General features: G+C 61.5%; 23 protein-coding genes. 12 read left to right on the top strand and 11 right to left on the bottom strand.

All coding sequences use genetic code 11. The features are described 5' to 3' along the window. Positions 1-12 precede the first annotated feature (12 nt). From recN to ACEN84_RS20850, 6 genes are all read left to right on the top strand, one after another. Positions 13-1683, top strand: a complete 1671-nt coding sequence (recN, locus tag ACEN84_RS20875) for a DNA repair protein RecN (protein ID WP_413709774.1) — start codon at positions 13-15, stop codon at positions 1681-1683. Positions 1684-1986: 303 nt separating this feature from the next. After that, positions 1987-4143: an NAD-dependent DNA ligase LigA gene (gene ligA / locus ACEN84_RS20870; protein WP_413709773.1), complete on the top strand. Its 2157-nt coding sequence runs from the start codon at positions 1987-1989 to the stop codon at positions 4141-4143. A gap of 45 nt (positions 4144-4188) precedes the next feature. Further along, positions 4189-4485 carry a type II toxin-antitoxin system HigB family toxin gene (locus ACEN84_RS20865; protein ID WP_130277999.1) on the top strand — a complete coding sequence of 99 codons (297 nt, stop codon included), beginning with the start codon at positions 4189-4191 and terminating at the stop codon, positions 4483-4485. After that, positions 4485-4862: a helix-turn-helix domain-containing protein gene (locus ACEN84_RS20860; protein WP_413709772.1), complete on the top strand. Its 378-nt coding sequence runs from the start codon at positions 4485-4487 to the stop codon at positions 4860-4862. The genes ACEN84_RS20865 and ACEN84_RS20860 overlap by 1 nt, the downstream gene beginning before the upstream one ends. A 118-nt stretch (positions 4863-4980) precedes the next feature. Then, positions 4981-5571, top strand: a complete 591-nt coding sequence (locus ACEN84_RS20855) for a 3'-5' exonuclease (protein WP_413709771.1) — start codon at positions 4981-4983, stop codon at positions 5569-5571. A gap of 71 nt (positions 5572-5642) precedes the next feature. Beyond that, complete coding sequence (locus ACEN84_RS20850; protein WP_130278001.1) at positions 5643-6131, top strand: CreA family protein; 489 nt, start codon at positions 5643-5645, stop codon at positions 6129-6131. 73 nt (positions 6132-6204) lie between these two features. Here ACEN84_RS20850 and ACEN84_RS20845 read toward each other — a convergent pair whose 3' ends face one another. Beyond that, positions 6205-6675: a chemotaxis protein CheW gene (locus tag ACEN84_RS20845; RefSeq protein ID WP_112387003.1), complete on the bottom strand. Its 471-nt coding sequence runs from the start codon at positions 6673-6675 to the stop codon at positions 6205-6207. Further along, entirely contained in the window at positions 6675-8639 is a 1965-nt protein-coding gene (locus ACEN84_RS20840; protein WP_413709770.1) for a methyl-accepting chemotaxis protein, read from the bottom strand. The genes ACEN84_RS20845 and ACEN84_RS20840 overlap by 1 nt, the downstream gene beginning before the upstream one ends. Before the next feature lie 370 nt (positions 8640-9009). Here ACEN84_RS20840 and ACEN84_RS20835 point away from each other — a divergent pair, with 370 nt between their 5' ends. Genes ACEN84_RS20835 through ACEN84_RS20825 form a run of 3 tightly spaced genes read left to right on the top strand, consistent with a single transcriptional unit; the run spans position 9010 to position 11642 of the window. After that, the gene (locus ACEN84_RS20835; RefSeq protein WP_112715442.1) at positions 9010-9618 is read left to right on the top strand and encodes an SCO family protein; all 609 of its coding nucleotides are present in this window, start codon (positions 9010-9012) and stop codon (positions 9616-9618) included. Positions 9619-9621: 3 nt separating this feature from the next. Then, positions 9622-10749 (top strand): FAD-dependent oxidoreductase, encoded by a 1128-nt coding sequence (locus ACEN84_RS20830; RefSeq protein ID WP_413709769.1) that lies wholly within the window; start codon positions 9622-9624, stop codon positions 10747-10749. 14 nt (positions 10750-10763) lie between these two features. Beyond that, positions 10764-11642, top strand: a complete 879-nt coding sequence (locus ACEN84_RS20825; RefSeq protein WP_112715438.1) for a 50S ribosomal protein L11 methyltransferase — start codon at positions 10764-10766, stop codon at positions 11640-11642. A 170-nt stretch (positions 11643-11812) separates the two neighbouring features. Here the strand turns inward: ACEN84_RS20825 and ACEN84_RS20820 are convergent, their stop codons facing one another. Then, positions 11813-11986, bottom strand: a complete 174-nt coding sequence (locus ACEN84_RS20820; RefSeq protein WP_165402589.1) for a hypothetical protein — start codon at positions 11984-11986, stop codon at positions 11813-11815. Positions 11987-12265: 279 nt separating this feature from the next. Here ACEN84_RS20820 and ACEN84_RS20815 point away from each other — a divergent pair, with 279 nt between their 5' ends. Further along, complete coding sequence (locus ACEN84_RS20815; RefSeq protein WP_413709768.1) at positions 12266-14101, top strand: aminopeptidase P family protein; 1836 nt, start codon at positions 12266-12268, stop codon at positions 14099-14101. Between the two features lie 51 nt (positions 14102-14152). Here the strand turns inward: ACEN84_RS20815 and ACEN84_RS20810 are convergent, their stop codons facing one another. After that, entirely contained in the window at positions 14153-14461 is a 309-nt protein-coding gene (locus ACEN84_RS20810) for an AzlD family protein (RefSeq protein WP_130278007.1), read from the bottom strand. A 2-nt stretch (positions 14462-14463) separates the two neighbouring features. Continuing rightward, positions 14464-15183 carry an AzlC family ABC transporter permease gene (locus ACEN84_RS20805; RefSeq protein ID WP_112715430.1) on the bottom strand — a complete coding sequence of 240 codons (720 nt, stop codon included), beginning with the start codon at positions 15181-15183 and terminating at the stop codon, positions 14464-14466. A gap of 125 nt (positions 15184-15308) precedes the next feature. On the opposite strand from ACEN84_RS20805, the gene ACEN84_RS20800 reads away from it, so the two are divergent. Continuing rightward, complete coding sequence (locus ACEN84_RS20800; protein WP_130278008.1) at positions 15309-15557, top strand: DUF2164 domain-containing protein; 249 nt, start codon at positions 15309-15311, stop codon at positions 15555-15557. A 3-nt stretch (positions 15558-15560) separates the two neighbouring features. On the opposite strand, the gene pncA is transcribed toward ACEN84_RS20800, so the two are convergent. Further along, positions 15561-16187, bottom strand: coding sequence for a bifunctional nicotinamidase/pyrazinamidase (gene pncA / locus ACEN84_RS20795; protein ID WP_112715426.1), 627 nt, complete (start codon positions 16185-16187; stop codon positions 15561-15563). Between the two features lie 287 nt (positions 16188-16474). Further along, positions 16475-17026, bottom strand: coding sequence for a hypothetical protein (locus ACEN84_RS20790; RefSeq protein WP_413709767.1), 552 nt, complete (start codon positions 17024-17026; stop codon positions 16475-16477). A 720-nt stretch (positions 17027-17746) separates the two neighbouring features. Between ACEN84_RS20790 and ACEN84_RS20785 the strand changes: the two genes are divergently transcribed. Further along, on the top strand, positions 17747-18094 hold the full coding sequence (locus ACEN84_RS20785; protein ID WP_130278011.1) for a hypothetical protein: 348 nt from the start codon (positions 17747-17749) through the stop codon (positions 18092-18094). Between the two features lie 95 nt (positions 18095-18189). Here ACEN84_RS20785 and socB read toward each other — a convergent pair whose 3' ends face one another. The 4 genes from socB to ACEN84_RS20765 form a co-directional block, all read right to left on the bottom strand. Further along, positions 18190-18909: a type VI toxin-antitoxin system SocB family DNA replication inhibitor toxin gene (gene socB / locus ACEN84_RS20780; RefSeq protein WP_413709766.1), complete on the bottom strand. Its 720-nt coding sequence runs from the start codon at positions 18907-18909 to the stop codon at positions 18190-18192. Beyond that, the gene (gene socA / locus ACEN84_RS20775) at positions 18887-19426 is read right to left on the bottom strand and encodes a type VI toxin-antitoxin system SocA family antitoxin (RefSeq protein ID WP_413709765.1); all 540 of its coding nucleotides are present in this window, start codon (positions 19424-19426) and stop codon (positions 18887-18889) included. Before socA ends, socB begins: the two co-directional genes overlap by 23 nt. Positions 19427-19467: 41 nt before the next feature. After that, positions 19468-21924, bottom strand: coding sequence for an ATP-dependent helicase (locus ACEN84_RS20770; protein ID WP_413709764.1), 2457 nt, complete (start codon positions 21922-21924; stop codon positions 19468-19470). A 67-nt stretch (positions 21925-21991) separates the two neighbouring features. Beyond that, complete coding sequence (locus ACEN84_RS20765) at positions 21992-22669, bottom strand: YoaK family protein (RefSeq protein WP_413709763.1); 678 nt, start codon at positions 22667-22669, stop codon at positions 21992-21994. Positions 22670-22671 lie beyond the last annotated feature (2 nt).

The following is a 22671-nucleotide window of genomic DNA, read 5'->3' as shown; positions in this document are numbered from 1 at the left end:
GCCTGTAACGCAATGCTGATCCAGCTTTCGATCCGCGATATCGTTCTGATCGAGCGGCTGGATCTCTCATTCGAATCCGGTCTCTCCGTTCTGACGGGGGAGACGGGTGCCGGCAAATCCATCCTTCTCGACAGTCTGTCGCTCGCCCTTGGCGGGCGCGGTGACGGCGGCCTCGTGCGCCATGGCGAAGACAAGGGGCAGGTGACTGCCGCCTTCGACGTGCCGATGAACCACGGCGCCCGCAAGCTCCTGCGCGAAAACGGCATCGACGACGACGGCGACCTGATCTTCCGCCGCCAGCAATCCGCCGACGGCCGCACCAAGGCCTATGTCAACGACCAGCCGGTCAGCGTGCAGCTGATGCGCCAGGCGGGGCAGATGCTGGTCGAAATCCACGGCCAGCACGACGACCGCGCGCTTGTCGATACCAATGCCCACCGCATCCTGCTCGATGCCTTTGCCGGCATCACCGAGGATGTCGCTCACGTTGCCGATCTCTACAGAACCTGGCGCGACGCCGAGCGGACGCTGAAGAAGCACCGCGAGAAAGTGGAGAATGCCGCCCGCGAGGCCGACTATCTGCGCTCGTCGGTCGAGGAGCTCGAGAAGCTTTCGCCGCGTGACGGCGAAGAGGACGAGCTGGCCGACCGCCGCCAGAAGATGATGAAGGCCGAACGGATCGCCGGCGACATCGCCGAGGCTTCCGAATTCCTGAACGGCAATGCCTCTCCGGTGCCGCATATCGCCTCGCTGGTGCGCCGCCTGGAGCGCAAGAGCCATGAGGCGCCCGGATTGCTCGAAGACACCGTGGCGCTGCTCGACGCGGCGCTGGATCAGCTTTCCAACGCGCAGATGGAAGTCGAGGCTGCGCTCCGGAAGACTGAGTACGATCCGAAGGAACTGGAGCGGGTCGAGGAACGGCTGTTTGCGCTGCGCGCAGCGTCGCGCAAATATTCCGTGCCGGTCACCGAGCTGCCGGCGCTTGCCGTGAGGATGATCGCCGATCTCGCCGATCTCGATGCCGGCGAGGAGAAGCTCGTCAAGCTCGATGCCGAAGTGGGCGTCGCGAAGGCTGCCTATGACGCGGCGGCGCGCTCGCTCTCCGAGAAACGTCATCATGCCGGTACGGCGTTGTCGGAGGCCGTCATGGCCGAGCTTCCGGCTCTCAAGCTCGAACGCGCCCGTTTCATGGTGGAGATCACCACGGATGCCGCGGAAGCGGCTGCCGAAGGCATCGATATCGTCGAATTCCATGTGCAGACCAATCCGGGCACGCGCCCGGGCTCGATCATGAAGGTCGCCTCGGGCGGCGAACTCTCGCGCTTCCTGCTGGCGCTGAAAGTGGCGCTTGCCGACCGCGGCTCGGCGCCGACGCTCGTCTTCGACGAAATCGACACCGGTGTCGGCGGCGCCGTTGCCGATGCGATCGGCCAGAGACTGAAGCGGCTTTCCGACAAGGTCCAGGTTCTCTCCGTCACCCATGCGCCGCAGGTTGCCGCGCGGGCGGCGACGCATCTGTTGATCTCCAAGGGTCCGGTAGAGGGCTCCGAGAAGATCGCGACGCGGGTGGCGACGATGGCGCCGCGGGACCGCACCGAGGAGATCGCCCGTATGCTGGCCGGGGCTTCGGTCACCGACGAGGCGCGGGCTGCGGCTGCCAAGCTGTTGTCGGGGAACGGGTAGGGCGGGCGTTGCGCCCGGCCGCCCTCGTCCTTCGAGGCTACGCCCTGCGGGCTTCGCACCTCAGGATGAGGGCTCCCGTGGGTGCTTCGCTTCGCTGAGCCCAAGGCTTCATAGCAACCTCCATGGTGCGCGTTGCCTTCAGCACTCGCACCAGCGTCGCTCCGCCCCTCATCCTGAGGTGCGACCGCAGGGAGCCTCGAAGGGCGAGGGGTGGCCACCGCTCCACGGATGCTAGCGACCACACCTTCCCATCCAGCCAATTTGCGCTAAAAAACAACTCCAGATTCTCCGGAGTGAGCACGCATGTCCATCGAAGCCGATAGCCTGACGATCGAAGAGGCCGCAGCCGAGCTTGAGCGCCTGGCGAAGGAAATTGCCCATCACGATGCGCTCTATCACGGCAAGGACCAGCCGGAGATTTCGGATGCCGATTATGACGCGCTGAAGCGGCGCAATGATGCGATCGAGGCGCGGTTTCCGGAGCTGATCCGCGAAGACAGCCCGACGCGGCGGGTGGGCGCTGCGCCATCCGCAACGTTCTCCGCCGTCACGCATGCCCGCCCGATGCTGTCGCTCGACAACACCTTCTCGCAAGAAGACGTCGAGGATTTCGTCGCCAGCGTCTACCGCTTCCTCGGCCGATTGCCCGACCAGTCGATCGCCTTCACCGCCGAGCCTAAGATCGATGGTCTCTCGATGTCGATCCGCTATGAGAATGGCAAGCTCGTCAGCGCCGCGACGCGCGGCGACGGCACCACGGGCGAGAATGTCACCGCCAATATCCGCACCATCAAGGAAATCCCGCAGGTGCTGCCGAAGGGCGTGCCTGAGGTCGTCGAGGTGCGTGGCGAGGTCTATATGGCCAAGAGCGACTTCTTGGCGCTGAACAAGCAGATGGAGGCGGAGGGCAAACAGACTTACGTCAATCCGCGCAATACGGCGGCCGGGTCGCTGCGCCAGCTCGACGCCAAGGTGACGGCGAGCCGCAAGCTGAAATTCTTCGCCTATGCCTGGGGCGAAATCTCGGAGCCGAACGATCTGCCGAAGACGCAGTTCGACATGGTGCAGACATTCAAGGAATGGGGTTTCCCGGTCAATCCGCTGATGAAGCGGCTGAACTCGGTGGCCGATATTCTTGCCCATTACGACGACATCGGCCTGAAACGCTCCGATCTCGACTACGATATCGATGGCGTCGTCTACAAGGTCGACAGCCTGGAACTGCAGCAGCGCCTCGGCTTCCGCTCGCGCAGCCCGCGCTGGGCGACCGCGCACAAATTCCCGGCCGAGCAGGCGTTCACCGTCGTCGAGAATATCGACATCCAGGTCGGCCGCACAGGCGCGCTGACGCCGGTGGCGCGCCTGACGCCCGTTACCGTCGGCGGCGTCGTCGTCACCAATGCGACGCTGCATAACGAGGATTACATCAAGGGCATCGGCAATTCCGGCGAGCGCATCCGCGAGGAGGAACACGATATCCGCATCGGCGACACCGTCATCGTGCAGCGGGCGGGGGATGTGATCCCGCAGGTGCTCGATGTCGTCATGGAGAAGCGGCCGGCGGATGCCGCCGCCTACAAGTTCCCGAAGACCTGCCCGGTCTGTGGTTCGCATGCAGTGCGCGAAGTCAACGAGAAGACCGGCAAGGTCGACGCGGTCACCCGCTGCACCGGCGGCTTCATCTGCCGGGCACAGGCGACCGAGCATCTGAAGCATTTCGTCTCGCGCAATGCCTTCGACATCGAAGGCTTCGGAACGAAGCAGGTGGATTTCTTCTTCGAGAGCGAGGATGCGTCGCTGCAGATTCGCACGGCGCCCGATATCTTCACGCTGGAGAAGCGTCAGCAGGCATCGACGCTGACGAAGCTCGAGAATATCGACGGCTTCGGCAAGGTCAGCGTCGGCAAGCTCTATGCGGCGATCAACGAGCGCCGTTCCATCGCGCTGCACCGCTTCATCTATGCGCTCGGCATCCGCCATGTCGGCGAAACCACGGCAAAGCTCTTGGCGCGCTCCTACGGCAGCTACGAGGCCTTCGCAGCCGCCATGCAGGAGGCGGCACCGCTTTCCGGCGAGGCCTGGAACGAGCTGAATGCCATCGAGGGCATCGGCGAGATCGTCGCCCGCGCCATCGTCGAGTTCTACAAGGAGCCGCGCAATGTCGAGGTCATCAACGCGCTGATCGCCGAGGTGACGCCGCAGGAGGCCGAGCAGCCGGTAACCTCGGGCAGCCCCGTCGCCGGAAAGACGGTGGTTTTCACGGGCTCGCTGGAGAAATTCACCCGCGACGAGGCGAAGGCGCGCGCCGAAAGCCTGGGTGCAAAGGTCGCCGGTTCAGTCTCGAAGAAGACCGACATCCTGGTCGCCGGCCCGGGTGCAGGCTCCAAGCTCGACAAGGCTAAGGAGCTCGGCGTTCAGACGATGGACGAGGACGAGTGGCTGGCGCTGATCGGTGGCTAGTGCATCCAACTTGAAATGTTCCCGTATTGGGAATATTATCTGACGATGCAGGTGATTGCCAAGTCGACATTGCGCGCGTTTTGGGAGTTGCACCCGCAAGCGAGGGTGCCGCTCGGCGTCTGGTATTCAACGGTCAGTAAGGCCGAGTGGACCGCACCTGCTGACATCAAGCGGATATTCGGCGCGAATGTCGATTTCGTCGGCGACAATCGTGTCATCTTCGATATCGGCGGCAACAAATACCGCCTTATCGTGCACGTCGCCTATGCTTACCGGCGCGTGCTGATCAAGTTCGTCGGAACCCATTCGGACTACGACAGGATCGACCCGGAGACTGTGTGATGGATATCAAGCCGATCAGGAATGACAGCGACCTCGCCTGGGCGATCGGCGAGGTGACGCCTTATTTCGAGGCGCCGCCGGAGAAGGGGACCGCGGCGGCGGATCGTTTCGATGTGCTTTCCGATCTGATCGAAGCCTATGAGAGTCGGAATTTTCCAGTTGCCGATCTCGACCCGGTCGCGTTTTTGCAGGCATTCATGGAAATGAGCGGCAGGACGCAGGCCGATCTTGGCGATCTCCTGTCGTCCCGCTCACGCGCCTCGGAAATTCTCCACCGCAAGCGGGCGCTCACGGTGGACATGATCTTCAAGCTGACTGATGCCTGGGGCGTACCGGCAGAATGCCTGGTGAGGCCGTACAAGCTCGAAGTCGCGTAAACGGGACGATCATCGCGGAAAAGCGGTTCATGCCGATGGCAATGGCAACCTTCGCATTTGCCTGATTTGGTTGCCGTGATTAAGCCTGAGTAAGGAAACGCGAATCACGGACCTCTCCTTGAAGACCATTGCCATCGACTTCGAAACGGCCAACGAACAGCGCGGCAGCGCCTGCTCGGTCGGGCTTGCCTGGATCGAGGACGGCAGGGTGACGCGCGTCGAGGAGCGATTGATCCGCCCCAGGGACATGCGCTTTTCGGGCATGAACATCGCCATCCACGGCATTCGCCCTGAACATGTCGAGGATGCGCCTGAGTTCCCCGAGGTCATGGACGAGTTTCATGACGACTTCAGGGGCTCGACGATGATCGCCCATAATGCCGCCTTTGACTTCAGCGTCTGGCGCGCCTCGCTCGATCTCTACCGGCAGTCCTATCCGGAGCTCACCTATCTCTGCAGCCTGAAGATGGCGCAGCGCATCTGGCCGCAGTTCCTGTCGCACAAGCTGAACATCATCGCCGAGCATCTCGGCCTGCGCTTTGTCCATCACAATGCCGCCGAGGATGCGGTCGTCTGCGCCCAGGCGGCGATCGAGATGGCGAAGGCAGTCAAGGCTGCGGCGGTGCATGCGATCCCGGCCATGATCGGTATGAAGCCGGGGCGGCTGCTTGCCGCCGGCTACGAGCCTTGCACCTGCAAGCGCGCCTGATCGTTAGGCTTTTCTTGTATTGCGCCTGATGCTGCCTATCTAGAAAGCGGTTCAATCAGGAGCTTCCATCCATGTTTCGTAAGATCGTTCTTGCCGCTGCGTCCGTTGCTGCGCTCTCTGCCGGCGGCGCCTCCGCCGAGGTCGTCGGCAAGGTCGGGGTCGACTGGATCGGCAATGACATCATCGTCGATGCCATCCCTGATCCGGCGGTGAAGGGCGTGACCTGCCACGTCACCTATTTCGACCGCAGCCTGATCGACAGGGTGAAGAACGGCAACTGGTTCGAGGATCCTTCCAACAACTCCATCGCCTGCCGCCAGACCGGGCCGATCGAGATCGGCGACATCAACCTGTCGAAGGATGGCGACGAGGTGTTCAAGGCGGGCATGTCGCTGATCTGGAAGAAGCTGGTGGTCACCCGCATCTACGACAAGACCAACGACACGCTGATCTATCTCGCCCACTCGCGCGAGCTGACGGATGGCTCGGCGAAGATGTCGATCTCGACGATCCCGCTCTATGGGCAGAACCCGGTCTGGAAGAACGGGAAGCCTCAGTAACTGGGCTACTCGCGTTCAACGAAAAAGGCCCGGCTTGCGACCGGGCCTTTCCATATCTGCGATGCGCTGCCGATCAGGCTGCTTCGCGCGCCAGCTCGTCGGCGATGACGGTGTCGAGGTTGAGGAAGCAGACCATGGTCTTTTCCAGGGCGACGATGCCACGGCAGAAGGCGCGCTGCTGTTCCGGGATGATTTCCGGCGCCGGCTGCAGGTCTTCGCTCTTGATGGTCATCATGTCGGAAACCTGCTCGACCAGCAGGCCAACCAGCTTGCCGGCGATGTCGGTGACGATGATGGCGGAGCGCTCGGAGGGCTCGGTCATCTTCATGCCGAGGCGGCAGGCCATGTCGATAACCGGGATAACGGCGCCGCGCAGGTTGATCAGACCGAGCACGTAGGGCGGCGTATGCGGCATCGGGGTTACCGGTGCCCAGCCGCGGATTTCGCGGATGGCCATGATGTCGATGCAGAATTCCTGCTCGCCGAGATGGAACGATACGATTTCGAGATGCGATCCGGCCTGTGTGATAATGGCGTTAGTCATCAAAATTCTTCCCAATTGTCTCCGGCCGGAGCGGCCATGGCTCTGGCGGCGGCGCCGCCACTGAATGCGCCCGCGACCTTGCCGATCAAGCTCCGTGCGGGTGAGGGTTTAGGATGCGAGGCGGCGGAAGCTTCTCGCGGCGTTGAACGGGCATTCATGCCCTCGCCGATCTGGAACTGACCGACCAGCCTGATCAGATTGTCGGCGTCCGTCGCAAGCGTATGGCTTGCTGCGTTCGTCTCCTCGACCATGGCGGCGTTCTTTTGCGTCACCTGGTCCATCTGGCTGATGGCCGTATTGATCTCGTGCAGTCCGGTGGATTGTTCGCGCGCAGAGGTTACGATTGATTTAACATGTTCGTCGATGCGCAAAACATCTTCGCCGATCTGGCGAAGCGCTTCGCCGGCAGCCGTGACCAGCTCGCCGCCGGTCTTCACTTCGGCGCCTGATTTGGTGATCAACGCCTTGATATCCTTGGCAGCGCCGGCGGCGCGGCCTGCAAGTTCGCGAACTTCCTGAGCGACGACTGCAAAGCCCTTGCCGGCTTCACCGGCACGTGCAGCCTCGACGCCGGCGTTGAGTGCCAGGAGGTTCGTCTGGAAGGCGATCTCGTCGATGACGTTGATGATCGTGCCGATTTCCTGAGAAGCGCCTTCGATTCGCTCCATCGCCGCCATTGCCTGGGTGACGACCAGATCCGACTTCTCGGTGTTCTGGCGGGTATGGGCGACCATGTGGCCGACTTCCTCGGCGCGGCTCGTAGCGCTGCGTACGGTCGCGGTGATCTCGTCGAGCGAGGCGGACGTCTGCTCGAGGGAGGCGGCCTGCTGCTCGGTGCGCTTGGCGAGATCGTCGGCGGCGGAGCTCATCTGGCGGCTGTTGGCCTGGATCGAGGTGCTGTTTGCCGTGATGTCGCGCATCGCCTTGCGCAGATGCTCGGTGGTCTGGTTGAAGTCGTTGCGCAGGCGTTCGAGCTCGGCCTTGAACGGGCGGTCGAGCGTGACGGTGACATCGCCGCGGGCGAGGCGGTTGAGGCCCTGGCCGAGATCTTCGACGGCAGCGTTCAGCGCTTCGGCATCGGCAAGCTTGAGGGCTTCGCGCTCGCGGCGCTCGGTCTCGCTCTGGCGGCGTTCGCTTTCGGTCTGGCTCTCAAGCTTCTGCTTGTCGATGGCGGCCTGGCGGAAGCTTTCCGCGGCACGGGCCATCTCGCCGATCTCGTCGCCGCGCTCGGTCGCCGGGACCTTGCTGTGCAGGTCGCCCTGCATGATCCGCACCATGCTGGAACGCACGGCTTCGATACCGTTGCGGATCGAGCCGCCGTGGATGTACTGGAGAAGAGCCATGCTGACGATGGCGAAGAAGCCGAGGCCGATCTGGATCCAGAGGGCGTTGGCGGAAATCTCGTTGGCCTGGTTGACGCGAAGCTCTGCGACATCGCCGCCGTCCTTCGCCAGCTTGTCGAGCGTTGCCGACAGCTTGTCGCCGCCGCCGTCGATGGCGTCGTCGAGCTTGTCGAAAGCCTCGTCCGGGGCGCCGGCTTCGACGGCAGCCTTGAGATCGACGGTGATCGCCTTTTGCAAGGCGGCGACATCGGCGTCGTAGCTGCTCAACAGGGCGCCGGCATTCAGCTCGCCTGCGACGATCTCCATGTCCTTCGAGCCGCTCTTGAGCGTCTCGATCGTCTTGGTCATCAGTGCCAGACGCTCGGGAGCGATCACCTTGTCACCGCGATCGACGATCGTGTCCATCGCCGCGAGAATGAGCGTCAGGTTGGAGATGCGCATGTCGCTGACGCGATCGACGCTGTCCTGGATGTCATTGGCGCGCTGGAGCGCGCGGTCGACGCGCGCGTTCTCATACCAGCCGACACCGACCATCGAGCCGAAGCCGATCAAGGCCGCTCCGCCGAGTGTCCAAAGCCGCTGGCTGACGGATAATGTCTTGCGTATCGAATTGCTGGTCATGAAATGAAAGCCCCCGGCTGAAATAAAGCGGATGAAATGCCGTGTATCGTCGCGTTCGCCAAATCTGTCTTGATAGCGCTGACATCATGTCAAACGTAGCGCCAATGGCGCCGGCCGCAGTGCGAAATATAAAGGTGACCGATTAAGTCTTCGCTAACGATGTATTTCTTCTGATCTTTGGATGTAACGGTGTTAAATAGTTGCAGGATAAGAGAATTGTTTCTTTCGTCATAGGCGCGGCGGGATGACCGGAGGTTACCGGGTGAGGCAATTAATCACGGGTGAGAAAACGGGTTGTTGAATTGCGCGGCGTTGCCGGAGGTTATATTCCGCTAGCGATGGGCGCTTTGCGCCGCTAGGGGTTAGATTGATGAAGAATTTCCGTATCGCCGTCTGGATCGCCGTTCTGCTCGTAGCAGGCGTACTCGGCTGGCTGACGCTCAATGTCACCAAGACCAAGGACCTGCCGCTGGCGGCCGAAGGGCCGTATGGCGTGCCGTTCACGCTGGTGGCGCAGGATGGCAAGCCGATCACCGAGCAGGCGCTGCGCGGCAAGCCGAGCGCGCTGTTCTTCGGCTTTACCCATTGCCCCGAAGTCTGCCCGACGACGCTGTTCGAGCTCAATGGCTGGATGGAGAAGGTGGATCCCGCCGGTGACAAGCTGAACGCCTATTTCGTCACCGTCGATCCCGAGCGCGATACGCCGGAGATCATGAACCAGTATGTCTCGAACGTCTCGAAGCGCATCACCGGTATCTCTGGCTCGCCGGACAAGATCGCCGATGTCGTCAAGGGCTTCCGCGTCTATGCCAAGAAGGTGCCGGTCGACGAGAACAATCCGAACGGTGACTACACGATGGACCATACGGCATCGGTTTTCCTGCTCGATGGGCAAGGCCGTTTCGCCGGCACCATCGCCTATGGCGAAAATCCCGATACGGCTGTAAAGAAGCTCGAGAACCTGATCACCAAGGGGTGACACATGCCGGGCGGACATCGTGATATCCTGATCGTCGGGGCCGGGGCGACCGGCCTGACTGCAGCGCTCGAACTCGTTCGGCGCGGCCACCGCCCAAGGATCATCGACAGCGATGCCGGCCCGGTGCCGCTGGTGGAAAGCCGGGCGCTCGGCATCAATGCCCGGACGATGACGCTTCTTTCCCCCTCGCGGGTCAGCGACGTCATCCAGCAGGTGGCGTTCCGCGTCGATCGTCTGCGGGCGCGTTCGGGCGAGCGCATCCTGTTCGAGATCGATCCGGGCCGCGTTACCGGCAAGTTCCATGCGATGCAGATCCTGGCGCAGGGGCATACCGAGCGGCTTTTGATCAGCAAGCTTTCCGACTATGAGGTCGAGCCGGAATGGCAGACCGTGCTGGAGCGCGTCGAGGGCAGCATGGAGAAGCCCATCGTCGTGCTACGCCGTCCGGATGGCACGGCCGAAGAGGTGGCTCCCGATATCCTGATCGGCGCCGATGGTGCCCATTCCGCAGTGAGGAAGGCAGCCGGGCTCGGCTTTCCCGGCCAGGCGCTGGAGGCCAGTTTCTATCTCGCCGACTATCAGTATCCGCAGCCGGTCGATCCGCATTATGTCGAGATCGAGCTCGTCGATCCCGGCATGATCGGCCGCCTGCCGGTGTCCTCGGATACAGTGCGCTATCTCTCGACGCTGCCGGATTTCGAAAAGCGCATCCGCCATCCGATGCCGGGCGGCCAGGCAGTCTGGGTCTCGAATTTCCGCATCCATTTCCGCCATGTCGAGAAGATGTCCGTCGGCAATGTTTTTCTGGCCGGAGATGCGGCGCATATTCACTCGCCGGCCGGTGCGCGCGGCATGAATCTCGGCATCGAGGATGCCTGCTGGCTCGCCTATCTGATATCGGAGGGGCGCGAGCAGGAATATTCGGCGCGGCGTATTCCGGCCGTCAAAACCGTGCTGAAGCAAACCTATGGTTTGACGTCGATGGTGACGATGCGTAATCCGGTAGCGACGAAATTGCGCAACATGCTTGCTCCGCTCGCCGTTCGCATTCCCTTTGTTGCAAACCGCCTGCTGCGCGGTGTTGCCGGTTATGATACGCCGCCTCCGCCCTGGATCGATGGCGCCCAGTAAAGAAAGACGAATTCGTGAGTGAAATCCGCCTGTATGTCTCGACCACCGAGAAGAAGGCCGAGCAGGTGCTCGATCTGCTGACCGAGGTTTTCGGCGAAGAGGACTTCGCCATTGCCACGACCGAGATCGACGAGAAGAAGGATATCTGGGAAGCCTCCGTCTACATGATGCGGGAAGACGAGGACGAGGTGCGCCGGCGCGTCGACGAGGCGCTGACGGCTAATTATCCCGAGCTCTCGGTCGAGCGCGAGGTCATTCCCGATGTCGACTGGGTGGCGAAGTCGCTCGAAGGGCTGAAGCCGGTGCGGGCAGGGCGCTTCCTGGTGCATGGCTCGCATGACCGCGACAAGGTGCGCTCCGGCGATATCGGCATCGAGATCGACGCCGGCCAGGCCTTCGGCACCGGCCATCACGGAACGACAGCCGGCTGCCTCGAGGTGATCGACCGGGTGATGCGCTCGCGCACCGTCAGGAATGCGCTCGATCTCGGCACCGGCAGCGGCGTTCTGGCGATTGCCGTGCGCAAGCTGAAGAACATCCCGGTTCTGGCAACCGACATCGACCCGATCGCCACGCGCGTTGCCGCCGAGAACGTACGCACCAACGGCATATCGTCAGGGATCGTCACCAAGACGGCGCCGGGCTTTCATTCCACCGCCTTTTCCGAATACGGGCCTTTCGACCTGATCATCGCCAACATTCTGGCACGGCCGCTGATCCGCATGGCGCCTAAGCTGACCGACAATCTGGCGGCTGGCGGCACGGTCATCCTGTCGGGCATTCTGGCATCGCAGCGCTGGAAGGTGTTGTCTGCCTATAACGGCCAGAAGCTTCGCCATGTGCGCACCATCTGGCGCAACGGCTGGGTGACGATCCATCTCGATCGTCCGTAAGGGCCAGAGAAAGCAATTCCGGGAAAAAGAAAAGGCGGTGCCAGTGGCACCGCCTTTTGACCGTCTAACGGTCGTGCCCACGAGCTAAAGGAGGAGGAGCGCTCAAGTGGGCTCTACAGTTCTGATTGCCGGTCCGTCGAGGGAGGAGGAGAGACGAAGCGGCAAATAGCTCAGAACGCGTAGCTGGGTGCGCCCTTGTGGCGCGTAGCCTTGTGGCTGGTGCCGAGCATCTTGAGGCTATCCTCATTGAGCGGGCGGCGCGAGCCGATGACATGACGGACAGTCTGGCGCTCGCCAGCCTGCACCGGGCTGCTGTAAGCGAAGCGCGACAGAGAGGCAGTCATTTCAAAATTCCTTTTTCGTTTGAGGTTCATCTCGAACCCGTTTGATGCGCTCTATATAATCATCCGAAAAAACTCAGGCAGAGGGTTTGCGTCATGGGAGCCATGCGTGGAATGCATAAAGCGTGCCAGTTTCACATTTGCTGTCACATTTCTGCCAAAATAATGGGCGGCCTGCCTTAAGGAGAGGTGGTGGCGTTTTTCTCCACTTCCCTAGAAATTCCGGTAACATAGCGCCAACCGCTCTCAGGCGGATTCGGCCTTCAGCATTGGGTTTTCAGCATGTTTCAGTCTTTTGAAGTGACGTCCACGCCGCAATTCGGCCGCGATCGGGTCTCGGGTTTGCGTGAAAGTTTCGATGCGCTCGGGATCGACGCCTTTCTGGTGCCGCGCGCCGACGAGTTCAACGGCGAATATGTGCCGAAATGCGCGGAGCGGCTGGCCTGGATTTCCGGTTTCACCGGATCGGCCGGCATTGCGCTGATTGCGCGCACGCAGGCGATCGTCTTCGTCGACGGCCGTTACGTGACGCAGCTTGCCGAGCAGGTGGACGGTTCCGTCTTTACCGGCGGCGATCTCGTCAACGAGCCGCCGCATCTGTGGATCCCCAAGAACGGCAAGGAAGGCATGCGTCTCGGCATCGATCCTTGGCTGCATTCGGGATCGGAAGTCCGCAAGCTGCAGCAGGCGCTCTCCGAGATCGGCGGCAGCCTGGTGTTCCTGCCGCATAATCCGCTCGACAGACTGTGGAGCGATCGTCCGGCCGAGCCGCTGGGCGCCGTGGCGATCCAGAATATCGCCCAGGCGGGCGTGCTGGCGAAGGACAAGATCGCGACGGTTGCCGCCGACCTTTCCAGGAAGAAGGTGGCGGCGGTGCTGATCGCCGATCCGTCTTCGATCGCATGGATCTTCAATATCCGCGGTGCCGACGTGCCGCATACGCCGCATCCGCTGGCGCGCGCCATCATTCATGCCGACGGCAAGGCCGAGCTCTTCCTCGACAAGCGTAAGACCGGCATCGAGCAGGAGGCCTATCTTGCGCAGATCTCGACGCAGCTGCCGCCGTCGTCGCTCGACGAGCGGCTGGCTGCGGTTTCGAAGGATGGCGGCCGGGTGATGATCGATCCCGAGATCGCCTCCTATGCGCTCGCCGAGATCATCCGCAAGGCGGGCGGCGAAGTGGTCGAGGGCGCCGATCCGGCGAAGCTGCCGCGCGCCATCAAGAACGATGTCGAGATCAACGGTTCGGCCGCAGCGCATCTGCAGGACGGTGCGGCGATGGTCGAGTTCCTCTACTGGCTCTCGACGCAGAAGCCCGGCGGTGTCACCGAGATCCAGGCCGCAGAGAGGCTTGAAGCGGTGCGCGCCAGCGTCGGCCAGAGCATGCAGAACCCGCTGAAGGATGTGTCCTTCGATACGATCTCGGGTGCCGGCGAACACGCGGCGATCATGCATTACCGCGTCACTGTCGATACCGACCGGCCGATACAAGCGGGCGAGCTGTTCCTGATCGATTCAGGCGCACAATATATCAACGGCACGACGGATATTACCCGCACTGTCGGCATCGGTGCGGTCACCGAGGAGCACAAGCGCTTCTTCACGCTGGTGCTGAAGGGCATGATCCAGATCAGCACGGCGCGCTTCCCCAAGGGCACGCGCGGCTGCGATCTCGATCCGCTGGCGCGTATCGCGCTGTGGCGGGCAGGGGCCGATTTCGGCCATGGCACCGGCCATGGCGTCGGCTCCTATCTCTCTGTGCATGAGGGGCCGCAGCGCATCTCCAAGCTTTCGACGCAGGAGCTGCTGCCCGGCATGATCCTTTCCAACGAGCCGGGCTATTATCGGCCGGGGAGCTTCGGAATCCGCATCGAGAATCTGATTTATGTGCGCGAGGCCGAAGAGGTCGCGGGCGGCGATACGCCGATGCGCAGCTTCGAGACGCTGACCTTCTGCCCGATCGACCGCTCGATCGTCATTCCGGAACTCCTGACGCATGACGAACTGCACTGGTTCAACGACTATCACGCCCGCACCCGCGAGGCGCTGATGCCGCTGATCCATGACAAGGATGTCCAGGCGTGGCTGGAGAACGCGACGCTGCCGCTGGAATATTGAGGCGCGATATGCCGACAAAAACAAAGGGCGGCCTTAAGCCGCCCTTTTCCGTTACATGCCGATCGTGTGGCGCCAGGCCATGACGATGACCCAGGAGACGGCGAGCATCCACATATGCGAGTAGCGCAGGCCGATGACGAGGGCGGCGGCGAGCGCCAGCTTGGAATCCCAACCGCCATCGAAGAAGGCAGGGGCGACCAGCGTAGTCAGGACGGCGGCGGGAACGGCATTGAGCGCCGCTTCCATGCGCGGCGGAATGCGCTTCATCGTGGTGATCAGCACGTAGCCGCCGATGCGCGTCGCATAGGTGGCGACGGCGGCGGCGATGATGACGAGGACCATGTGGAGATCGAATTGCATGATCAGACCTCGTGCGGCTCGTTGGCCGGTTCCGGCGCGTGGACGGCTGGTAGCGGCAGAAGGGCCGCCAGGATGATGCCGGCAGCGGCGCCGAGGCTGACATGCCAGGGCGAGCCGACGAGGTGATAGGCGATCACTGAGGCGACGGCGCTGACGAGCGCCACCGGCAGGAAGTTGTCGCGGCTGCGGAAGCCGAGCACGATGCCAAGGAAATAGGCGGGCAGCAAGATATCGAGACCGAGCGTCTTGGGATCGCCGATGAAGCTGCCGAGAACGCCGCCGAGCAGGCTGATCAGCACCCAGGGAATGTAGATGATGATGCCGAAGCCAAGGTACCAGATGAAGGTGACCGGCTTGCCGGCTTCGCCGCGCTTGACGGTTTCGGCAAATTGCGGATCGACCAGCAGGAAGAAGGTGAAGAACTTCTGCAGCGCCGTGAAATGGCGGATGTGCTTGGCGATCGCTGCCGAATAGAGCACGTGGCGGAAGTTGACGGCGAGGATCGAGGCGACGATCACCCAGGCAGGCACATTGCCGCCGAAGAGCTCGATGCCGACCATCTGGCTGGCCCCGGCATAAACAGTGGCGCTCATGAAGGTGAGCTCGGCAAGCGACATGCCGTGATCGGCGGCGAGCGCTCCGAACAGCGCGCCGAAGGGGGCGGAGGCGAGGGCCACGGCAAAGCCGCCCCGCAAGCCGTCAACGAAATCCGACCGACTCATCGGTATCTTCCTTTTCTCGAATGGGCCTCCTCTATGGCGCAAAGGCTTCCGCCGCAATCGAATTTCCTTGATTGACCGATCGATTTCGCTGAACGGTGGTGGCGTTCACGAGGAAAGGAAGAGCGATGAAAGCGGTGGAATTCTCGAAGGATGAGAAGGCGCAGCTGAGCGCGCGCATCCAGCATTTCTTCGACAGCGAGCTCGATCAGTCCATCGGCATCATCAAGGCGGAGCTGGTCATGGAGTTCTTCGCCAAGGAGATCGGCGCCGCCTATTACAAGAAGGGGCTGCAGGATGCGCATGCGGCGTTTGCTAAGCGCGCGGAGGATCTGGCCGACGATATCTACGGATTGGAGCGGGCGGCGACGGACTGAGGCTCAGGCCTCGAGCACCTGCTCGCTGCCGATGATCTCGATGCCGCGGGCGCGCATTTCCTCGATTGCGGCGTCCACACCCTCGGCCGTAATGCCGCGGCTGGCATCCTCGATGAAGCGGACCTTGACGCCCGGGATCATGTCGAGCGCGTCGATCGCCGAGAACTTCACGCAATAATCGGTAGCGAGGCCGCAGACGTCGAGTTCGGTGACGCCCTGATCCTCCAGGAAATCCGACAGGCCCGTCGAGGCATCGCGGTCGTTGTCGCGGAACGCCGAGTAGCTGTCGACATGCGGGTTTTCACCCTTCTGCTGGATAAGGTCGATCTCGTCGGCCTTCAGCTCCGGATGCAGCTCGGAATCGACTGTGTGCTGGACGCAATGATCCGGCCACAGCATTTGCGGCTTGCCGGAGAGCTCACCCATTTCGAAGGGTTGTTTTCCAGAATGCGAGGAGGCGAAGCTGCCATGGCCGGGCGGATGCCAATCCTGCGAGGCGACGATCAGCTGATATTTTCCACTGTCGATCAGACGATTCGCCACCGGGACGACCTTGTCGCCATCGGGAACGGGAAGATTGCCACCGGGACAAAAGCCGTTCTGGATATCGACGAGCAGAAGCGCTCTCATCAAAAAGGACTCCCTCGAAGCGTGTCTTGCGCAATCGGGATCGCGATCATCTCAAGCGATTAGTGGGGGTCTCAGGCTTTGCATGCAAGCCCTATTTTTCGGGTATTTCGATTGGCGGTGCGGTACTTTAAGCACGTTCGCCTCATCTGCCTGACATCACGCGCGTGGCGTGTGCATTTTGCCGTTCTCTGCGTCTTTAGACTGCGGCAGTCCGGTGACGCGGCTGCCACTCATCAATCAACGTCCATCTTCCCCGGCAAGGCTCCCCCGGCGGAGCCCGGCTCGGGTCAGATGGCCTGGATCTCGCCCTGCGTGTCTGCCGTATCGGCAGCAGGGGAGGAACCGTAGGTATTCTGGTAGGCCTGCTGCGACTTCTGGATATCGCTGAGGATATTGGTCAGGAACTGATCGTCGTCATCGCCCGACGCATTGCCTGCGAGGGCCTGCGTATCGCCGGAGAGGATTTCGCTGGTCGTCAGCTGACCGTCGCCATTGGCATCGAGCGAAGCAAGAACGCCCTGCGGGCCGCTTGCGGCGTCGGTGCCGTCACTGCTGTCATCGCTGCTGGTGCCGCTATCGGATTGCTGCTGCATCTGCAGCATCATGTTGAGGATATCGGCGGTGATGCGCTGCACGACGTCGGTGGTGGAACCGCTGTCGTCGTCGGTGCTGGTGGAGGACGCCTTCGCAGTACTGGTGGCGGGCGTCGTGGCGCCGGTGGAAATGTTTGCCGCTGCAAGCTCGTCGGCGGAAATGATGCCGTCGCCGTTTTTGTCGAGGCTGGAAATGGGGGACTGATACTGGGTGAGGGCGCTGCCCAAGGAGGAAACACTGGTCACTTGAAGCTCCTGTGCGAGTTCTTCGTGAAGCCCGGTCTTCATGGCCGGACAGGAGCCGGGCTAAGCCGATTTGCAAACGCGGTCAAAGCGAGGTTTTGACAGGGGAGAACTGCGATTGACGGATGGCTGCGACGCAGTTTAACCTTTCGTTTACCTTATTTATTTCCTTGAAATCACTAATGAATTTTGCGGCTTGCGAGCGGAATCGGCGCGCTTGCGGCGCCCGGCGGTTGTGCGCTGGCAGGGCTTCCGGCATCCAGCGGATGCAAAGGTGCTGCTTTGTCGATTTGTGCTGCTGCGGCATATTGTCGGGCAGTTGCGGCGCGGTCGTCCGGCGAGGGAATCAGTGGCTGGATATGAGTCTGATCGGCACGCAGCAAAAAGGCGCGAACCCCGGCCCGCGCCTTCTGTTCCCTTGCGTCGAGGGCTCAAGATCCGATGATCTTGTTGCAGGCCATGGCGATGCCCGGATTGCCGATGATGGCAACCAGGAGCGAAAGGCCGATCATCGACAGCGAGTAGCGTTTCATCTGCTTCCTCCTTATCCAGCCCGCGGGCAGTATGCGGGAGGAGGGGCGGCAGACGAAGTCACGAATGGGTGACATCGGCTCACATAAGGTCCATCGCGCCATGAAGCCTTGCCCTATGCCCTGCGTAAGCCCTTGCAGAAGCGCGCCATTTCTGCCTTTCTTGGGGTGACCGTCATCGGGAGGGAAAGCGGTGGCAGAGCCCGGTCCAGAAGAGAAGATCGACTCGACATTCCGGAACGGCTCGCTGACGGCGGCCGGGATCATCCTCGGCTTTTCCCTGAATTTCATCAGCCGCTGGGTCTCCAACCCCAACGACTGGAGCCGCATCGACATCCTCCCCATGGCCTTCCTCACCGTCGGCATCGCCATCCAGGTCAAGGTCTTTGCCGATCTCTTGGCCCGCGACTCGCTGATCGCCGCCAACTACGACCGCTCGCGGCGGCTGTTTCTGATCGGGCTGGTGATCGTGGCGCTGGGGATGGGGATTGCGCTGCTCAACGATATTCTGGGGCTGGGGTCGATGCAGATGCTGGGGTGAGCGCGGCGCAGATGAACTTGCGCGCTCCTACTCTAGGCTGCCGGTTTCGTAGCTTTGAAACGAAGATTGGCCGTGTTCTGGCTATGGTGCCACAACTAAAAACCCATTGGATTTGTGCCACCGCTAGCCGATCGACGGTTTTCTTCCGCTCTTTCAAGCAGTACTGCCTCCCATACTCTATAGGTCGCAGTAATCATCTCGTTGAGTTCGTCAAAGGTGAATAGTTCGACATTTTCGTCGGTTCGCCGTTGGACAATTCGGCTTCCATCATTGAGCTTCTTGAACTGATAAATGGCTAACGATACCTCGGCCAAATCGGGATCTAAGGCACGTGTTCGCTCGTGCATAACAGAGAATGCAAACCGAAGCCCGTCGTTGTTCAGTCTCTTTGTCAGGCGATAATCATGAAAACATATTTCTGGCTTGCCGCCGACGACTGATATGTAATCAGGCCAAAAGCGGATCGATTGACCAAAGCCGATAGCCCAATTCGACATCGAACGCTGTCGGGAAAACAGCTCTTCGCTCTCCGCGAATTCGTATAGTGCCTTAGCAACACTAAGATTATGTCGAAACTCATCATCGTGTTTCGCAGATTTCCGCAGAGTTTCGACGATTGCGTCCCAAGGCGTCCGAACTTGACTTGGAAATAGCGGCGACTGTCTATTGAGGATATCCGGTTGAGCTGAACGAACAGGATTGTATGTGTGAGGTGGGCGAGCAAATCTATGCTTGCGCAAAACCTCCCATTTTTCGTCTTCAGATAAAACGGCAATACGAGCTAGATCAGTTTCAGCTAAACGGCGTATCTTCATCGGGCTCTCCCTTTTCGGAGCGTTTTCCAATGGCCAATTTCAAAAACTTGAATCTCTCTCTTGTAACATCGTCGGTGATTCGCAATCCGATATTCGCGTTATTTTTCGCGTTTTCCACAGTAAAGTGCCATGGGCCGTTTATGGCGTGAGATAGTTCCACAAGTTGACCCGCGGACAGCCTCGCGTAGTTCGCCATCACCGATCTAATAGACCGTCGGGCTTCGTTGTTGTCTATGGTCGGTATGGGTGTCGTTACACCTGTAATCAGGTCATGCTTGACTGCCGCCGATGTTATTGGCTTTGCGCCAAATTCTCGGAAGGCTTTGTAGACGGCGGGATGGACCGGCCCATAAGTCCAAGCCTCGAAATAGCCGGTCACAAGAGGCCTTCCGTTCTCCAGCAAAAAGAAGGCGTGCGAGAAATATACAAGCTTCTGCAGAACGATATTGGTAACAGGCCGCGCATCTTCATGCGCAAGCTCAACTATATAGTTTGCCACTGCCCGCGGATCGTTCATTAATTTTATTCTTGGCGCATGAGATAGGAAACCAAACCGGTTTACACCCGCTCCACAAACCCGTCCAGCACCCGCTTCTGCCCGGCCCGGTCGAAATCGATCGTCAGCTTGTTGCCTTCGATGCCGACGATGTTGCCGTTGCCGAACTTCATGTGGAAGACGCGGTCTCCGGTCTTGAATTTCGAGGGTTCGGCGGAGGTGGACTTGGCGACGAGCTCGCCTTCGATGGTGCGGCCGCGCGGGCCGCTTTCGCCATAGCCGATGCGTTCGACAGCGTGACCGGAGCGTGTGCCCCAGTTGTCGCGGGTGGCGTCGGTCTTGTTCTGCTGGGCGCGCTTCCAGCCGGGCGTCGAATAGGAATTCTGGAAGGGATCGGCCTTGTCGAAGCGGGACTGGCCGTAGCCACCGCGTCCGTAGCCGCCGTAGCTCTGCTCGGTCTCGGCGACTTCAACATGCGTTTCCGGCAGTTCGTCGAGGAAGCGCGACGGGATGGTCGATTGCCAGAGGCCGTGGATGCGGCGGTTGGAGACGAACCAGATGTGGCAGCGGCGCTTGGCGCGGGTGATGCCGACATAGGCGAGGCGGCGTTCTTCCTCGAGGCCGGCGCGGCCGCTTTCATCGAGCGAGCGCTGATGCGGGAAGAGGCCTTCCTCCCAGCCGGGCAGGAAGACGGTGTCGAATTCGAGACCCTTGGCCGAATGCAGCGTCATGATCGAGACTGCATCCAGGTCTTCGTTCTGTTCGGCATCCATGACCAGCGAGACGTGCTCCAGGAAGCCGCGTAGCGACTCGAAGCTGTCCATCGAGCGGATGAGTTCCTTGAGGTTGTCGAGGCGGCCGGGCGCTTCAGCCGTCTTGTCGTTCTTCCACATGTCGGTGTAGCCCGACTCTTCGAGGATGGTCTCGGCAAGTTCTGTATGCGGGGTATTCTCCAGCAGTCCCTGCCAGCGGCGGAAGGACTGGATGACGTCGAAGAGCGCTTTGCGCGCCTTCGGTTTCAATTCGTCCGTTTCGATTATGTCGGCGGCGGCCGCCAGCATCGGGATGTCGCGGGCGCGGGCATAGTCGTGGAGCGCGCGCACAGTGGTGTCGCCGAGGCCACGCTTCGGGGTGTTGATGATGCGCTCGAAGGCGAGGTCGTCGGCGGGTTGGGCGACGAGGCGGAAATAGGCCATGGCATCGCGGATTTCGAGGCGCTCGTAAAAGCGCGGACCGCCGATGACGCGGTAGTTGAGGCCGAGTGTCACGAAGCGGTCTTCGAACTCGCGCATCTGGAACGAGGCGCGCACCAGGATCGCCATGTCGTTCAGCTTATGCTTGTCGCGCTGGAGCTGCTCGATCTCTTCGCCGATGGCGCGGGCTTCCTCTTCGGAATCCCAGGAGGCATGCACCTGCACCTTGACGTCGTCAGGATCGGAGCGGTCGGTGAACAGCGTCTTGCCGAGGCGGCCTTCGTTATGGGTAATCAGGTGGGCTGCGGCGCCGAGAATATGAGCGGTCGAGCGGTAGTTGCGCTCCAGCTTGATGACCTTTGCGCCCGGAAAGTCCTTTTCGAAGCGAAGGATGTTGTCGACTTCGGCGCCGCGCCAGCCATAAATCGACTGGTCGTCGTCGCCGACGCAGCAGACATTCTGCGGCTCGCCCTTGGGCCGCTGGGCGAGAAGCCTCAGCCACATATATTGGGCGGTGTTGGTGTCCTGATACTCGTCGACGAGGATATAGCGGAAGCGGCCGTGATATTCCTTCAGCAGATCCGGGTTCTTGCGGAAGATCGCGATCGGATGCATCAGCAGGTCGCCGAAATCGCAGGCGTTCAGCGTCGACAGCCGGTTCTGATAGGCGAAATAGAGTTCGCGGCCCCGGCCATTGGCGAATGCGCGGGCATCGCCTTCCGGGATGTCGGCGGGGCCGAGGCCCTTGTTCTTCCAGGTGTCGATCATCCCGGCGAACTGCTTGGCCGGCCAGCGCTTGTCGTCGAGCCCTTCGGCCTGGATCAGCTGCTTGATGAGACGCACGACGTCGTCGGTATCGAGAATGGTGAAATCCGAGCGCAGGCCGACGAGCTCGGCATGGCGGCGCAGCAGCTTGACGCCGATCGAGTGGAAGGTGCCGAGCCAGGGCATGCCTTCGACCGCGCCGCCGACGAGAACGGCGATACGTTCCTTCATCTCGCGGGCCGCCTTGTTGGTGAAGGTGACGGCAAGGATCTGCGAGGGGAAAGCGCGGTTGGTATTCAGGATATGGGCGATGCGCGTCGTCAGCACGCGGGTCTTGCCGGTGCCGGCGCCTGCGAGAACGAGGACGGGGCCTTCCAGCGTTTCGACGGCATCGGTCTGTTCCGGATTGAGGCCGGAGAGATAATCCGGGCGTCTTCCGCCATCGCGCGCTGCCATGGCACGGGCCGCCAGGCCGCCCGCTGCCGGGGCGCCAGCAGCTGGTTTGCGCGGCGCCTGCGGCTCTTCGTCGAAGAAGGGGATGTCGTCGAAACTATTGCTCATGCCGCGTAATGTAGTGATTCGGTACCGAAAGACCAGAAAAGATGTTCTGGTTCCGTACCCCGGGCTTTTATGGGGTTTTCGCCGGGCGGAAGGCGAGCGCCACCGAGGCCAGCGCCAGCAGCGGCGGAAGCGCGAAACACCAGACGCCTGCGACGATATAAGAGAGTGCGGCCAGCCCGCAGCCGAGTGCGAAGGCGGCAACGGCGAGCGCCATCTTCGAGAGACGGGTTTTCACCGGCTTTTCGGGATCGCCCGTCGCGCCCTGGGCGACATCGGCAAGGTCGATCATGATCTGCGTCGTCGTACCGGTCATTAGTGTGGTCGGCGGAGCGGATGAGAGGTGGATGCGGTGGACGGCGTTCTGGATCGCCATGGCGGTGACCAGGAGCATGCCCGTCGCGACTAGCGGCAGGCCGTCGGGATTGGTGAAGGGGCGGAGGCGGATCGCCAGTACCGCACCTGCCGTCAGGAACAGCAGCTTGAGGATCAGCATGATGCGCAGGCTATGGTCACTGTTGCTCACGCTGCGGCGCATGACGTAACGCAGCAGGAAAATGGTGAGGCAGAAGACAGGCAGTGCCAGAAGCTTGGCGATGATGCCCGAGGTGCCCGACGCGAGGGCCGCGCCGAGCGTCACGAAATTGCCGGTGACATGGGCGGTGAAGAGGCCGCCGAGCCCCAGGAAACCGGCGGTATCGACATAGCCGCCGGTGAAGCTCAGGAGGAAGGGAAGGGCGGGGCGCATCG

Source organism: Rhizobium sp. Rhizsp82 (genome assembly GCF_047325115.1).
GTDB lineage: Bacteria > Pseudomonadota > Alphaproteobacteria > Rhizobiales > Rhizobiaceae > Rhizobium.
Note: the sequence above shows the minus strand (reverse complement) of the source record. Positions and strands in the feature narration are given on the sequence as shown.

What these genes read in the sequence shown, in the direction of transcription:
- recN (WP_413709774.1), top strand. Translation starts at nt 13, where the DNA reads ATGCTGATCCAGCTTTCGATCCGCGATATCGTTCTGATCGAGCGGCTG.
- ligA (WP_413709773.1), top strand. Translation starts at nt 1,987, where the DNA reads ATGTCCATCGAAGCCGATAGCCTGACGATCGAAGAGGCCGCAGCCGAG.
- ACEN84_RS20865 (WP_130277999.1), top strand. Translation starts at nt 4,189, where the DNA reads ATGCAGGTGATTGCCAAGTCGACATTGCGCGCGTTTTGGGAGTTGCAC.
- ACEN84_RS20860 (WP_413709772.1), top strand. Translation starts at nt 4,485, where the DNA reads ATGGATATCAAGCCGATCAGGAATGACAGCGACCTCGCCTGGGCGATC.
- ACEN84_RS20850 (WP_130278001.1), top strand. Translation starts at nt 5,643, where the DNA reads ATGTTTCGTAAGATCGTTCTTGCCGCTGCGTCCGTTGCTGCGCTCTCT.
- ACEN84_RS20845 (WP_112387003.1), bottom strand. Translation starts at nt 6,675, where the DNA reads ATGACTAACGCCATTATCACACAGGCCGGATCGCATCTCGAAATCGTA.
- ACEN84_RS20840 (WP_413709770.1), bottom strand. Translation starts at nt 8,639, where the DNA reads ATGACCAGCAATTCGATACGCAAGACATTATCCGTCAGCCAGCGGCTT.
- ACEN84_RS20835 (WP_112715442.1), top strand. Translation starts at nt 9,010, where the DNA reads ATGAAGAATTTCCGTATCGCCGTCTGGATCGCCGTTCTGCTCGTAGCA.
- ACEN84_RS20830 (WP_413709769.1), top strand. Translation starts at nt 9,622, where the DNA reads ATGCCGGGCGGACATCGTGATATCCTGATCGTCGGGGCCGGGGCGACC.
- ACEN84_RS20820 (WP_165402589.1), bottom strand. Translation starts at nt 11,986, where the DNA reads ATGACTGCCTCTCTGTCGCGCTTCGCTTACAGCAGCCCGGTGCAGGCT.
- ACEN84_RS20815 (WP_413709768.1), top strand. Translation starts at nt 12,266, where the DNA reads ATGTTTCAGTCTTTTGAAGTGACGTCCACGCCGCAATTCGGCCGCGAT.
- ACEN84_RS20810 (WP_130278007.1), bottom strand. Translation starts at nt 14,461, where the DNA reads ATGCAATTCGATCTCCACATGGTCCTCGTCATCATCGCCGCCGCCGTC.
- ACEN84_RS20805 (WP_112715430.1), bottom strand. Translation starts at nt 15,183, where the DNA reads ATGAGTCGGTCGGATTTCGTTGACGGCTTGCGGGGCGGCTTTGCCGTG.
- ACEN84_RS20800 (WP_130278008.1), top strand. Translation starts at nt 15,309, where the DNA reads ATGAAAGCGGTGGAATTCTCGAAGGATGAGAAGGCGCAGCTGAGCGCG.
- pncA (WP_112715426.1), bottom strand. Translation starts at nt 16,187, where the DNA reads ATGAGAGCGCTTCTGCTCGTCGATATCCAGAACGGCTTTTGTCCCGGT.
- socB (WP_413709766.1), bottom strand. Translation starts at nt 18,909, where the DNA reads ATGAAGATACGCCGTTTAGCTGAAACTGATCTAGCTCGTATTGCCGTT.
- socA (WP_413709765.1), bottom strand. Translation starts at nt 19,426, where the DNA reads ATGAACGATCCGCGGGCAGTGGCAAACTATATAGTTGAGCTTGCGCAT.
- ACEN84_RS20770 (WP_413709764.1), bottom strand. Translation starts at nt 21,924, where the DNA reads ATGAGCAATAGTTTCGACGACATCCCCTTCTTCGACGAAGAGCCGCAG.
- ACEN84_RS20765 (WP_413709763.1), bottom strand. Translation starts at nt 22,669, where the DNA reads ATGCGCCCCGCCCTTCCCTTCCTCCTGAGCTTCACCGGCGGCTATGTC.